Source organism: Cochleicola gelatinilyticus, assembly GCF_001637325.1.
GTDB classification, from domain to species: Bacteria; Bacteroidota; Bacteroidia; order Flavobacteriales; family Flavobacteriaceae; genus Cochleicola; species Cochleicola gelatinilyticus.
Genome location: NZ_LRXL01000037.1, coordinates 340300 through 354194, shown reverse-complemented (window position 1 = coordinate 354194; position 13895 = coordinate 340300). Strand labels below are relative to the sequence as shown.

Below are 13895 nucleotides of genomic sequence, written 5' to 3'. Positions count from 1 at the left end.
CCTTTTAATTTAATATTTTTATTTTATATGGGAATACATTAATAGAGTTATTTTCTAAATATAGCAATAAATTGGCTTGAATAGCTCCCCATTCTTCGGTAGTAGTAACATTCGATGCGTTAGGCTGTAAGATTATTTCTATACATTGAATCATTCCTTTTGTAAGACCAATAGCTTTCGTAAATCCTTTTTGAACTTGTACAGAAGTGATTTTATCTCCGTACATTTCATAACATATTGCTTTCACATCTTCTTTAGTTACTATTCGATCTCTAGATAGTATAGAACGTCGATAAGAATTTAATCGCTCCTCCATGCTTAACTCATCTTTTCCCCCATAGCTAGGAGTGATTAATAAGCTGCTTTTTTGTTTAATATCGATTCCTTTATAAATTTCTAAAGGACTTCCAGATTTAATTCCATTTGCTAAGCTTCCGTTAGTCGTCCAATATTCCAAAAGCAAATGTTCTTTCTTTTTGAAAGGCTTTAACACAACATAATTAGTCTCGGTTACTTGGGTTGAAGTTTCAGAAACCTTTTTCTCTAATAAAGATATTAATTGATTAAGACCTTTTAAATTACTTTGAAGAAAATCGTTATTAAAAAACGAAAATGAAGCGCTTTCATCCTTAAGTAATTCTATAAGGTTTACAAGATACTCCCTTGCTTTTCGATGGTCTAGTTTTCCAATATTATTATTACGTATTACGAATGAGCCTTTTTCTTCACTTAAATTGTTCTTACTCCGAACGCGATACTTTTTTCCATCGGTATTCTCTATAGTTTTCATATCTAGAAATAAATCTTCTGTTTTTACAGGAACAATATGGATATACTGTTTCATTTGATATGAAAACTCATTCAATTCTCTATTGATAGCCGGAAATGTATTTAAGGAACAAAAAATATTTTCTAAAGAAGAATTATTTATAATCGTCGGAAAAACTACTTTAATCCAACATATGTTATCTTCAATTTTAATTTTCTTTTCTTGAATCCACGAATCTAATTCTGCATACGATGTATTGGCTGGTATTGAAGCTGCCTCTTTAGATTTTAATGTGACGTAATGCTTTTTATAGTTGTTGTTTGTTTGCTTAGAAATATTATTTGTTTTGTTTGAAATATCTTCAAAAATAGCATCAAGATCTAGACGTCGTTCTTCATTTTTATTATAAAATCCGGGTACAGTATCTAAAGGAGTCTCCCCAGCAAACCAAATAGCATTACGTAGGTGGTGATAAAATAGTTCACGATCTTCAACATCACGTAATTCAAAATATACCGAAACATCTTCCATAGATAGATCGGTCGTTTTGCTTGAAACACCTAAATAAAGCGTCGCATCTGGCAAAATCGATTTTTTTGAATCTCGATATAAAACCTCTGTTTGCTTTTGAGCATTAATACTAGAAATCATATTACCCGTCGCTAGATGCGTCACCTTAGCGTCTACTAATTTAAACTCTTGTGAAGGAGAAAAGTATAAATTTTTAAATTTTACCGAAGTATTTTTAAAGGTTACTTTCTTTTTAAAATAGAATAAATATTCCGGTTTAATCTTGGTAGTTTGTGTTGAGGGTTCTGTATATAAAATTGCATGTGCAGGTTTTGGTCCGTAGACCGTTTCTGGAGTCATAAGCTGAATAAGCTTTTCTGTAACTCTCATTTGTGATTCACTTATATCACCCGAAATTTTTTCGATTTCTGAGGCGCATGCAGAGATAAGCAAGGATACAATAGGATCAAAAGACATTTCTATCTCATTGGGAGCGACGCCCCATAAAGACGCTGCTTTCTTAATCATCCTATTTTTAATATGCTCTTTACTTTCTTGTTTCATAAATTTTAATACGATAATGGCCCAATGTAGAAGTATTCAACATAAGAAAAATCTTCATTAGTTTTTTTTACTTTACCTATAACATTAATATCAACTCTTTTTTTTATGATATTATCCCCTTTTCGAATAAAAATCTCTTCCTGTTTAATACTAACTTTTACTTGAATCTTTGCCAATCTGCGTTCATGTCGCACTAGAGAATCTACTAAAGATTCTTTGATTAACCCCCTTAATTTATTCGTAGTTTTTAAATTATCAAAATCAATTTCCCAAATGCTACATCCAAAGGTATCATCGAAAGTACATTCTCCAAAATATGACGTTGTGATAAGATGAATATGGTGTGCTATAGACTCGTTAATATTACATGTTTTATGCTCTTTATTAGAGATAAAGTCGCTCGCTTTTAAAGGCAGTGAATAGTATTTTTTACTCATAATAAAACTGCAATTTTAGAAAAATTAAGCCCTTTACTATAATTTGATTTAATTTAATTTATATTTCCATTTGCAAATTACATATAAAAAATAGCTTAACAGTTTTATTTGAAAGCCCCTTTGTAGATTTATTTTGCATTATAACGAATTATTTATCGGATATTAAAATTTAATGTTTTTTTGGCCTCCTTATTTAGTTACTTTGAAAGAAAAATTTTCTTAGATTTGTAGTAAAACCCATTTATGTTATGAAATTCCTCTTCAATATTTTACTTTTTATCTTTACTCCTTTTTTGGCTATATCTCAGAATTTCACAGGGGTTGTATTAGAAGAAGAGACCACCGTGGAAATTATGAATGCAATAGTCGTAATTGAAGGAACAGCTCTTGCACAAAAAACAAATGAAGTTGGAGAATTTTCTTTTTTCGAAGACATCCCAGTAGGAGAGCAAATTGTTACCGTGTCTAAGGAAGGATATGAAACAAAGTATTTTATAATTACTGTAGAAAGCGGGAAACGAATTGTCACTGACAAAATTGAGCTAGAAGTCACAAGAGAAGAAAGTAAACGTCGTAGAAAACTTAAGAAAGAACGCGAAAAAGAAGCTAAAAAATTAGCTAAAGAGCGTGAAGAAATGATTGAAAATGTTCGTAAAGAAAAAGAAGACGAACTAAAGAGACTTGCGAAAGAAAGAAAAAAGCTGGAAAACAAAAGTGGTGACGTTGTTATTTCGTACGATCCTATTGAAAACACTTCTGTTCAAGAAATCCCAATCGTACCAGATGTTGATCCAGTACAAGTTAAATATGCTGCAATTTTAGGAGTAGAACCTTCAAGCATTATAAATATTGAATTATATAAATTTATTGAAGATTGGACTGGAACCCCATACGTTATGGGTGGTGCGAACAAGGAAGGGATAGATTGCTCTTCGTTTACCCAAAGACTTTTCACAAAAGTATATGATCTATATATAGAGCGTACCGCTCAAAAACAGTTCAATTCAAAATATACCGATGAGTTTACAGGAAGACAATTTTTAGAAGAAGGAGATCTTATTTTTTTCGGTAAAAATCGTGAATCAGTAAATCATGTAGGGGTTTATTTAAGAAATAATAAATTCGTTCACGCTACCGCTCGCATTGGAAAATCTGGTAGTAGTGGTGTAAAAATAAGTGATCTTACAGACTCGAATTGGGCAAATAGATTCTTAGCTGGTGGAAAAAGAATAAATAATGAATAGCATTCTGAACATCTAAAGAGAATGAATGAAGATGATTTTGAAAAAGTTTATTCGGAGTTACTTTCCGTCTTTCAAAACCTGAAAGCGGAAATTATTGTTGCCGAACTTCAAGAGAAAACCCAACTTTCTATTGAAGATGTTCTTATAAATAATAATAGCACGTTTAATAGACCGTATCGTCGTGACATTATCGGCATTGAAAATATAGATAATGAAAGTCGAAAACTAAGATTGAACCTTTCGCGTAATGGATTATACGATCTACTACCAGAAGGTCTTTTTCATAGTGAATCACTTAATAAAAAAGCGACATCATTTGCAGGTAAAAGAAAACTTTATAAAGATCAAGAGAAAGAAGCTAGATCGCTCTTCTCCCCGATTGAAAATGAATTGTTTTTTCAACGGCTTCAAATAGAAAAGAATGAAAGAAGCCTTCTTAATGATTTTTATACATTAAAAGAAGATTTTCTTATCAATTTTTGGAAGATTGATAAAAATATTCCTCGAGAATACCTTCTTAAACTCGTTAAGCTTTTACCTTACAGTTACCAAATTGCAGGAGATTTGGAGTTAACAAAGCTGTGTCTGGAAAGAATACTAAATGAAAAAGTTGTTTTTAAAAAAACATATGAAAATATTTTTGAAAAAGAAGAACGCTTTAAAACCGAATCCCCTAACTTAGGTGTCAATATGATTCTTCATAGTGAACAAACTGAAGTTTTACAACCGGTAATTGAAGCAGAAATTGGACCAATAGACAACGAAAAAATTCCTGCGTATATAGAAAAAAATGGTGTTTTAAAATTTATTGAAATTTTTTACGACTTTTTTATACCTTTAGAGTTCAAAGTTAAAACTTCCTTTAAAGCTATAAATAAAAATGGATTTTTAATTGATGTTGATAATGAACCGCTAATGGGAATTTCAACACGAATTTGACAAATAATGGGGTCAATAACAAACTTAACAAACGGTAATATTCTTAAACTTAGTATTTTGTTTCTGGTCGTTGGATCGATTCTGATGCTTTTAATGACATCTATTAGAAAGATGTTCACTAAAAATAAGAAACGGGCAATCTTGTACGTTTTATTTATTCTATTAACATTTGCCTTAACCGGTCTACTAAGTTCAAGCAAAGTACTTAATGACACTCCTTTAAATAGTTTTTTTGGGTTTCAATTTATTTTTCTTCTCTTAGGGATACTACACATTTACATAATGCGTAAATATTTCGAGGATCTTTCAAAAAAGAAATCAGATTATTTTTCTGAATTTCTATTTACGATAGCTTTTGCTTGTATCGGCCTATTTGCATTTTTTAATGTAGTAGGATACTTTCGACCTTTGCTGAGTTTTACTTTTTTAGCTGCAGGATTTTGTTTCATCATTCCTATTATGGTATATAAATTTTATGAATTTGCTACCTTAATTCCTATTCCTGTTTACAAAAAATGGCTATATCCGCTAAATGAAAACATTAAAGATCCAACTAGTAAAGAATTAGAAAACCCTTTGGTGATAAGTTTCGAGTTTCAAAAGAAAGAAGAGTTAAGTGACATTACTAATTTTAGAGTGAAAGCTCCAGAAGCAATGGAGTTTGGAAAACTCTTTTATTTCTTCATTAATGATTATAATGAAAGACATCCTGAAAGCAAAATAGCGTTTCTCGATGCGAACTCACAACAACCTCAAGGCTGGATATTCTATGTAAAGCCTAAGTGGTGGAGCGGGATACGTCATATTAATTTTGCAAAGACAATTGCGGGAAATAATATTAGAGAAGATAATGTAATTGTATGTCAACGAATAATCGATTAATTCGCTTTACCTATTACAACTTATCAATAGGCTGTTAAATTAAAATTTAAGTTTTACTTATACACTGGCGCATATTAGCACCTCATTTCTCTAATTTTCTCAACTGGCTACTACTGCAGCATTATAAAAAATCACATATAATGCTATCTTCTTCCCCAGAAAGCCTTCTATTTGATCAAATTCGTTTTATAACGTTCACTAAATCTCATTTTCAAAGCATCTTTAGCTCTTTTTAATCTCACTTTTACATTTTCAAGACATGTGCTTAGAATTTTTGAAACTTGACTTTGTTTAAAACCATTTATATATAAAAATTCAAAAGTCTCTCCACTAATAGATGGTAAATCGTTTATAATTTTTTTGAACAATACATTCTTTAACTAGTTTTACTGATATACTCTTTTTGTAATACCTAGTTTAAAACGTATTCTGAAGAATCTCATATGTACTATTTTGATTCTCTATTTTTTAGAATAAAAGGAATATCCCTCGTCATTGTCATCATCACCTTTCACGTTCATATACATTTCTAAGCAATTTAGACTATCGCAATTAGAAAAGCTATGAGTAATCATAATTAGTAGTTTAAAATAGATATAATACAAAGTGATTATTTTATTCAAAGTTAAAAATAACTTACCTAAAAAACTCTAATTCACTACATATCAACCATTGATAAAAACTAAAAAAAATGTTAATCTTTATTTTTCTTTTTTGAAAGAGTTAGCAAATTATAGGATTATCAGCGTAAAAATTTCTTTTAACTACAAAAAATAGATCTACAAGTTTCTAGCCGCTAAAATTCTATTTGTTTTTTAGAAATGAACTACTTAACTTTACGGTATATATTTTTATAAATATCTATTATATATCTAATTTTTTATTAATTAAAATTTTTACATTATGTCATTTAAGTCAAAACTTAAAGTAAGTGGAAAAGAGTACAACGTATTAAGTTGTTCTTATGAGTTACACCAAGAAACAGACGCTACAGGACGTCCTTCTTCTATCACTAGAGGTGGTAAGATTAAGATAACTGTAGAGTCAACAGCAGATGTTAGTTTGTCTGACTGGATGTTCAACAATTTCGAAAGAAGAGACGGATCTATCGTATTCCTTAAAAGAGATACTGATGCTACCTCTAAAGAATTAAAATTTACAGAAGGATACATGGTTAAGTATCTAGAAAATTTTGATGCTACAGGTAAAAACCCTATGTCTGAGTCATTTGTTATTTCTGCTAAATCTATTAGCATTGGTAATGGTGAGCATATTAACGATTGGGTGTAATACACTTCATCTTAATAAATTCTAATAAAAGGGAGTGTACAATTATGCACTCCCTTTTTTAGTATCAAACCTATTTTCAACAATTTTATTCTTACTTATTATGTCGTTTCTAGCTAAACTCAATATAGATGATGATGAGATGAATGTATTGGAATGTTCCTTTGGTTTTGAACAAGGATCAGATTATACAGGAAGACCATCTCAAAAACCTCGTGGAGGACAAATTAGTGTTCTTATAGAATCTACCAATAAAACAGATTTTCTAGAATGGATGATTTCCCCAAATATGACTAAAAAAGGAAAAATTACTTTTTTCAAAAGAGATCATATGTCCAGTCTTAAAACTGTAGAATTCTCAGATGCATACTGTTTAAAATACAATGAAGATTTCAATTCAATTGACAGTCAACCATTAAAAACCCGTATTTTATTATCAGCAAAAGAAGTTTCTGTTAAAGATACAGTGTTCAGAAACGACTGGCCTTCAAAGGTATAAACCGTTAAATTTATTTTATAGAATTACGATTAAATCATATTTAATCGCATGTTTTCTATTGGTATATTTTATTCCTCTATCTAGCACCCCAAATGAATTACAGTAAAAAAACAGACTTCTTCGATATTTACATCGAACCTGCTCGAAAAACTATCGTAGTTAGGTCGAAATGGAAATATATCTGGAAAAATGAACCTGGAACTTCGCTATGGACCTATGCTGAGAAAAAAGAATGGCATCGCAAAGCAGATACTATTATATGGCAACAATGGGGAAATCAATTCGATATGATTGTTTCAGTTAAAGAAAAGAGCCACCCATTTTACTCCTATAATGGGACTACGTTTAATTTAGAGTTTGATATTGAATGGGTCACCAGTAATCCACATTGGACAGCGTCAATTATAAAAACGAAATCACTTAATCGTTTTGACTCATATATTAATTTTGATAAAAAAACACTTAATCTAGATTATCACGACCTAAATTACAACTCATTTGAAACCAATGTATTCCAAAATACAATTAAACATGAATTTGGTCATATCATATTTAATGACGACGAATATCATCCAAAATATGGGGGTAGAGAAATTAGCACATACGTGCACGATGTTCATGGTTTAATGAATATTGGTAACGAGTTACGATATAGGTATCTACACAATCTTGAAAAGTATATAGACTCAATTATTTACAAAGTAAAGTTTATTCCAATATTTAAGACTTGAAACACAGAAGAAATAATTATACGGGTTGGAAAGTAGATTTAGGAATGTGTCGGATTATTATATTTTCTATGGTCTTATTTAATTCGTGTAAAAAAAAGGAAAATACATTCAATTTAAATAAGGAAAATGATATAATCTATACGGATTCCATTTATCATTGTAATGTAGACTCATTAACAATGAAAATATTAAAACAGTTACCGTATCCTAAAGCAATTAAAACTTGTAGAACTACTATCATCAATAGAGAATTTATATTAAACGAGGTTTACCTAGGTGGAACTTCTTCAGGTTTACGTAGAATTTTTTCTGAAGAACAACAAAAGCTTCCAATTCCCATCAAATTTGTAAGTTGGGAAGGAAAAGACGGCGATTATATTGACGTCTGGTACCAAGAAATAGAAAATGTTTGGAAGCCAATTCATGCATTGAAATTTTCAAAATCAACAATATATAATTAACGCATTTTAATAGAAAAAATATGTATACTAACGTGCTTTTTTATAATAACATTTATAGTTATAGGGTGTGATAATGAAAATAGACATTCTGTTAACAGTCCAAATAATTTAACTTTAAAACCAAAGAATTTATATCACTACAATGTAGACTCTTTAACGTTCGAAATACTCTCGAAACTAACTTATGATCGAGCAAAAAAAAACATGTAAGACTACCATTACAGACGAAGAATATTTTTTAAATGATAGAATTCCTCATGGCTCTGCCGTAGGGTTAAGAAATGTTTATTCTGAAGAGCAGCTCAAACAACGTATCCCAATGAGAGATGTAAAATGGGAAGAGAAAGAAGGCGATTACATAGAGGTTTGGTATGAACTTAAAAATGAAAAATGGATTCTTGTAGACAGCTATAAATATGATAGAAGCACAAAATTTTAAACAAAACACAGACCTTTAACGAACAAATCCTATGGCATTACAATCTAAAACAGAGATATTTATTGGTGGATTTAAAATTCCGGTGTTTAAAAATATTCGTTTACAGCAGCATATAGACGCACATCATTTATTAGAAGTGATATGTAGAATGGACGTGCTTGAAACACTATCGGGTGCACTTGGCGATACAAGTAAAAATTTTCTTGGGGAAACAATCACCCTTCAAATTAACTCCTTAGATGGCTTTTCAGGATATAAAGCACTAGAATTTAAAGGTGTTGTAACACAAGTACGTACCGTTAAAGGTTTCAACCATCATACCGGTGATGAAATAGTTATCACGGCAAAAAGCCCAACTATACTGACAGATGATGGACCGCACTATGCTTCTTATATCGACAAGTCACTTTCAGAAATTATCAATACTACGTTTCAAGGGTATGATGCTTCTAAGTTAGAAATTGCTATTCAACCAAAGGACGATGCTACCCTGCACTACGCTGTTCAACACCATGAAAGTTCTTTTGCTTATGCTAGCAGACTTGCAGCACGTTATGGAGAGTGGTTATATTATGACGGAAAAAAACTTATCTTCGGAACCCCGGGAACTGAAGAACTTGCATTAACTTATGGATTTGATTTAAAAGAATATGATTTGGAGTTAACACCAAAATCCCACAATTATAAATTCTTTACAAACGATTATATTTCCGATGCTGTTCACGAAAAAGACGCAAAAGAAATAACTTCCGGCGTTAATGGCTACAGTGGCTTTGTAAGTAATATGGCTAACACCATGTACAACAAGGAAACAAAAATTTGGCACCCCCTCTACACCGATGAAAAGACAAAACAACGTTTAGATAGCAGTGTAGCACTTCAGAAAAAAGCTATTGAAATAAAGCAGGTAACATTATTAGGAGTGAGCGACAACCCCGGTGTTTCTATAGGTAATGTGGTAGCGGTTGAAGGCGGAAAATACCGTATCATCAGCATCGAACATTTAACAAATGAGAATGGAGACTACGAAAATAGCTTTAAAGCCATTACAGCTGATTTTGATGCCTATCCGAATACTAACATCAGCACGCATCCGCACAGTGAATCACAATCTGCTGTAGTGATGGAAAACGCAGATCCTGAAGGTTTAGGACGAATAAAGGTTCAGCTACCCTGGCAAAAACCTTTAGGTGAGATGACACCATGGATTCGTATCGTGACACCCCATGCCGGAGGTGATAAAGGATTTCATTTTATTCCCGAAAACGGAGAGGAAGTATTAGTTGGGTTTGAAGGAGGAAATGCGGAGCGACCTTATGTAATGGGGAGCTTGTATAATGGTTCAGGGAAAGCCGGAGCTTTTCAGAATGCCGATAACGATATAAAGGCCATTCGAACCCGAAGTGGAAACGAATTTCTATTTAATGATAAAGATGGAAGTATTTTTATTTCAGATTCAAACGGGAGTACAATGTTCTTCGACGGAGCTGGAAATATTGAAGTAAATGCTTCCAAAAAAATTAAAATGGTGGGCCAGGACATAGAAATTATTGCGCGCCACAATTTATCTGCTATTGCAGGAAATATTGCGACTTTTAGTGCTAGACCAGGTGATGGTGGTGGTGAAGGACAAGTTATTGTAAGTGCCGAAAATGATCTAAATATTGAAAGTCAGAAAACTGCTGCCTCAATTAGTTCTAAAAATAAAATAGAAATAAAATCGAAAGCTATTGATATTAAAGCAACTGAGAAACTTAATCTCGATGGTGGGCAATTGGCCGATTTTGTTGCTTCTTTAATTAAAATAAACAGTTAGATGAGTAAACCAGCAGCCAGATCTCAATTAGACACTGCAGGACATGTGGGGTCAATTACTGTGGGGAGTCCCAATGTATTAATTGGTGGTGCTCCCGCTGCAAGAAAGGGGGATCCTTTCACTTGTACCGATCCTCAACATGGTGGTTCCGGTACAATTGTAGCAGGGTCTAAATCTGTCTTAATTAATGGAGTTCCCGCAGCAAGAATGGGAGATAAAACAGATTGTGCTGCAAGTCCTTCACCAGCACCAGTAGTTAGTGGGGCAGCACAAGATCAAATTTATAATGCAACATGGGCAAAAAATACGAATGAGGATAAAACTGTAAAAACCTCCCGTCCCGATAACGCGAAAGTAAAAGCTTTTTATGCTGAAGCCGCAATGAAAGATAAAACAGGGGACGGAAGTTACGATTATGTATCTGCTGAAGCCGAGGTCATAGACTTTACCTTACAAGGAATGTATACTACCGAAAGTGGTTACGATGTGATTGGCGGTGGAATGGGTATGGAATTTCTAAAGGCTCAAGGTGCTGCTGGAGCTTATGGCAGTAATGGAATTTATGGAGCAGAGGCAAATGCATCGGCGGCAATGGCAAAAGGAAATGTGAATATGTCATTGGGTGACTCAGACATTTTGAGAGCAGATGGAAAAGCATCAGGTGAGGTGCTTAGTGCTGAAGCTAAGGCAAATGCAGAGTTATATACAGGGGGGAGTGAAAATCGTTATGGTTTTAGTGCAGGTGCTGGTGCTGAAGCACAAGTAGTTAAAGGAGAACTAGAAGGAGGTATTAGCAATCCTTTGTTTGATGCTTCTGGAAAAATCTCTGGTACAGCTGCCAGTGCAGGTGCAGCAGGAGATGGTTTATTATATGTCGATACCGATGATCATTATGTACGGTTTAAGATAGCAGGAGAAGTTGCTTTGTTCTTAGGTCTTGGATTCGATTTAGATGTATCTTTAAAATGGGGATGGTTAGTTGATGATGATGAAGAGCCCCCTATACCTCCTCCACCCCCTATTATATATGCAGGAACTGTAATCTCTGGAACACCTAAAGTTTTAATTGGCGAATAAATGGAACAAATTGGATTTATAATAAGTATTCTTATAATAATTGGGATTTTATTTTTGAAAGATAAGATTTCAAAAAAAACAATTATTTTTAGTATCATCGGGTATTTTATTCTGACCTTATTGTTTTTTATTTTAAAAAAGACAGGAAATATTCAGGGAGAAAATCATCCCCTAATCCTTATATATGCAAGTTTTCTTTGCTATTTATTATACACGATTGCTTTATATGTCGTATCTCTTATTTGGTCTAAAATTCTTGGCTTTCAGAAAAAAATAAATAATGAAAATAATTCTTTCATCAATACGCTTATAGTTAATAAATCGAAAATAGTCTGGGCCTTCTATGTAATTTTTACTATTGGCGTAGTATTAGGTTTGTACGGACTATGGCTTAATTAAAAAAAATGAAAAATTTAAAAATTACTATTGTAATACTATCAGTACTGATAATTTCTTGTAATATGAATGACAAAAAAAAACAAATGAACAAAGAACAAGAAAATGTAACTCTTGATTTTCCTATAAAATATTCTGATGAATTAAATGCAAAACTTAAAGAATCTTTCTGGAAGTGTAATGACGATTCTAAGTCGGATAGCTCTCTACATTATTATCTTGAAATTCCGAATAATGTAAAACCAACGAATCTTACTGAAAAAAACATCGCCGGAATAGATACTATAAAAGAAATAGCAAGTTATAGACGCATAGACGATACTCCATATATAGAGGTTCAAGTAGTATATCAACCTCTTAAACATGAAATAAACCCCAGTGATTGGTTGTATAATTTATTAGATATAACCAAAGAAACCATTATTGATAAAAGAGAGATTAAAGGTGATGCTGGTATTTATTTGGACGCATTGAGTATAAAAGAATTTCCTAACGGAGAAAAAGTTGTTTCCAGATCAACAGCTCAAAAAAATTACGATCCCGCAACTAAAACGCTCAATATAGTTTCAGTAAAAGTGAGTTGCAGCTTAAAAGATTATCCAAATCTTTCCGAAGAAATTATGGCGATAGCTACAGGGTGGAATTTTATAAATAAATCGAACTACCAATTAGGAGAAGATCTAAAACGCTTGGACACAAAAAAAAAAAATAATCTCTCCTTCTATTTCCCAAATTCTTGGAATGGAGGAAAATTTATACCGAAAGACGGAAACCCTGAAAGAGTTGCTATTTTTAATAAAAATGATAATAAAGAGACTAAAGGTGCAATCAATATCTTTATATCCGAGTTAAAGGAAACGAAAGAAAAACTCTATAATCAAATAACTGAAAGGTTCACTTCAAACGATATTACACTAAACCTATCTGAATTAGAAAAAAACTCACAATTTTCCGCAAATAATTACTATAATGAACATTGGCAGTCTATTGGTACAATAATCGATAAGAGCAAAAACTTTCAGGGATCTATTAGAATTTCAATAGTTAAAACAGTTGATGAACTTATTTTAATTGAATTAGTAGGTCCAAATAAAGTTCAGGATTATTATAATGCTGCTAGGAATAATAGAGCGTTCGATTTGTTATTACAAACGTTACAAACTTCAGAGAAAATAACAAGTTTTGCTGAAGATGAAGATATAAACGAAGAAAAAATTGAAGGCAAAAAAGGGTTTTTCAATAAGCTCTTTAGTTAAGCTACCTACTCTTTATATAAAAAATTGCTTTTATTTTTATTCAAAAAAAGAAAGTTTTAGCATCACATTCAAAAAAAAAGATATAAAAGAATATTTCTTATTAGGTTCAATCTCTTTCAAACGAGCTTTATGAAAAGCGTTTTTTACACACTTTCGATACTTTTCATTTTTATGTCCTGTAGTTCACAAAATAAATTCGATTTAAGTACTATAAAATTTACTGAAAAAATCAACTCAGTTGTAACAAAAGAACTTGAATGAGATAGTAAAGTTTCAGCAATTCGAGAAGAAAGCGATTGCTATACAATCTAGGCAAATGAACTATTAAATTTTGAAAATGCTAATCTAGCTGATAGGGTGAACACGAATAAAAATTATGGTTGAAACTCAGTTTCATTTCATTTTAATAAACAAACTGAAGTTATTAAAATGCATCAGGTAAACTACGACCTCTACAGAAAAGATGAAATCAGCTTTAGATTTTCACAATCATGCTTTGATTTTCTTTTCACCCAATTATTTAAACCACTCATCCGATTTTTTTTCCCATCTGGTATTAAAGGGGTTTCCCCCTTCCAATTTGCGGCA

Annotated in this window: 14 protein-coding genes; 12 read left to right on the top strand and 2 right to left on the bottom strand. The window is 32.0% G+C overall.

The genetic code is table 11. From position 1 onward, the window contains the following. Positions 1 to 4 precede the first annotated feature (4 nt). Positions 5 to 1843, bottom strand: coding sequence for a type VI secretion system baseplate subunit TssF (locus tag ULVI_RS09220; protein ID WP_068592053.1), 1839 nt, complete (start codon positions 1841 to 1843; stop codon positions 5 to 7). Between the two features lie 5 nt (positions 1844 to 1848). Then, positions 1849 to 2280 carry a GPW/gp25 family protein gene (locus ULVI_RS09215; protein WP_068592051.1) on the bottom strand — a complete coding sequence of 144 codons (432 nt, stop codon included), beginning with the start codon at positions 2278 to 2280 and terminating at the stop codon, positions 1849 to 1851. 248 nt (positions 2281 to 2528) lie between these two features. Here ULVI_RS09215 and ULVI_RS09210 point away from each other — a divergent pair, with 248 nt between their 5' ends. From ULVI_RS09210 to ULVI_RS09150, 12 genes are all read left to right on the top strand, one after another. Beyond that, positions 2529 to 3524: an NlpC/P60 family protein gene (locus ULVI_RS09210; RefSeq protein ID WP_068592049.1), complete on the top strand. Its 996-nt coding sequence runs from the start codon at positions 2529 to 2531 to the stop codon at positions 3522 to 3524. A 21-nt stretch (positions 3525 to 3545) separates the two neighbouring features. Then, a complete protein-coding gene (locus tag ULVI_RS09205; protein ID WP_068592047.1) occupies positions 3546 to 4463 on the top strand; it encodes a hypothetical protein in 918 nt (305 codons plus the stop codon). A 6-nt stretch (positions 4464 to 4469) separates the two neighbouring features. After that, on the top strand, positions 4470 to 5345 hold the full coding sequence (locus tag ULVI_RS09200) for a TssN family type VI secretion system protein (RefSeq protein ID WP_068592045.1): 876 nt from the start codon (positions 4470 to 4472) through the stop codon (positions 5343 to 5345). Positions 5346 to 6248: 903 nt separating this feature from the next. Then, complete coding sequence (gene tssD, locus ULVI_RS09190; protein ID WP_068592041.1) at positions 6249 to 6635, top strand: type VI secretion system tube protein TssD; 387 nt, start codon at positions 6249 to 6251, stop codon at positions 6633 to 6635. 100 nt (positions 6636 to 6735) lie between these two features. Beyond that, positions 6736 to 7131 carry a type VI secretion system tube protein TssD gene (gene tssD / locus ULVI_RS09185; protein WP_068592039.1) on the top strand — a complete coding sequence of 132 codons (396 nt, stop codon included), beginning with the start codon at positions 6736 to 6738 and terminating at the stop codon, positions 7129 to 7131. A 92-nt stretch (positions 7132 to 7223) separates the two neighbouring features. Continuing rightward, entirely contained in the window at positions 7224 to 7862 is a 639-nt protein-coding gene (locus tag ULVI_RS09180) for a hypothetical protein (protein WP_068592037.1), read from the top strand. A gap of 179 nt (positions 7863 to 8041) precedes the next feature. After that, on the top strand, positions 8042 to 8323 hold the full coding sequence (locus ULVI_RS15575) for a hypothetical protein (protein WP_197463497.1): 282 nt from the start codon (positions 8042 to 8044) through the stop codon (positions 8321 to 8323). A 184-nt stretch (positions 8324 to 8507) separates the two neighbouring features. Next, entirely contained in the window at positions 8508 to 8762 is a 255-nt protein-coding gene (locus ULVI_RS09170; protein WP_068592033.1) for a hypothetical protein, read from the top strand. Positions 8763 to 8793: 31 nt separating this feature from the next. Then, positions 8794 to 10578 carry a type VI secretion system Vgr family protein gene (locus ULVI_RS09165; protein ID WP_068592031.1) on the top strand — a complete coding sequence of 595 codons (1785 nt, stop codon included), beginning with the start codon at positions 8794 to 8796 and terminating at the stop codon, positions 10576 to 10578. Then, positions 10579 to 11655, top strand: a complete 1077-nt coding sequence (locus tag ULVI_RS09160) for a PAAR domain-containing protein (RefSeq protein ID WP_068592029.1) — start codon at positions 10579 to 10581, stop codon at positions 11653 to 11655. Next, positions 11656 to 12054, top strand: a complete 399-nt coding sequence (locus ULVI_RS15570; protein WP_068592027.1) for a hypothetical protein — start codon at positions 11656 to 11658, stop codon at positions 12052 to 12054. A 5-nt stretch (positions 12055 to 12059) separates the two neighbouring features. Beyond that, complete coding sequence (locus ULVI_RS09150; protein WP_068592026.1) at positions 12060 to 13307, top strand: hypothetical protein; 1248 nt, start codon at positions 12060 to 12062, stop codon at positions 13305 to 13307. The last annotated feature ends 588 nt before the right edge of the window (positions 13308 to 13895 follow it).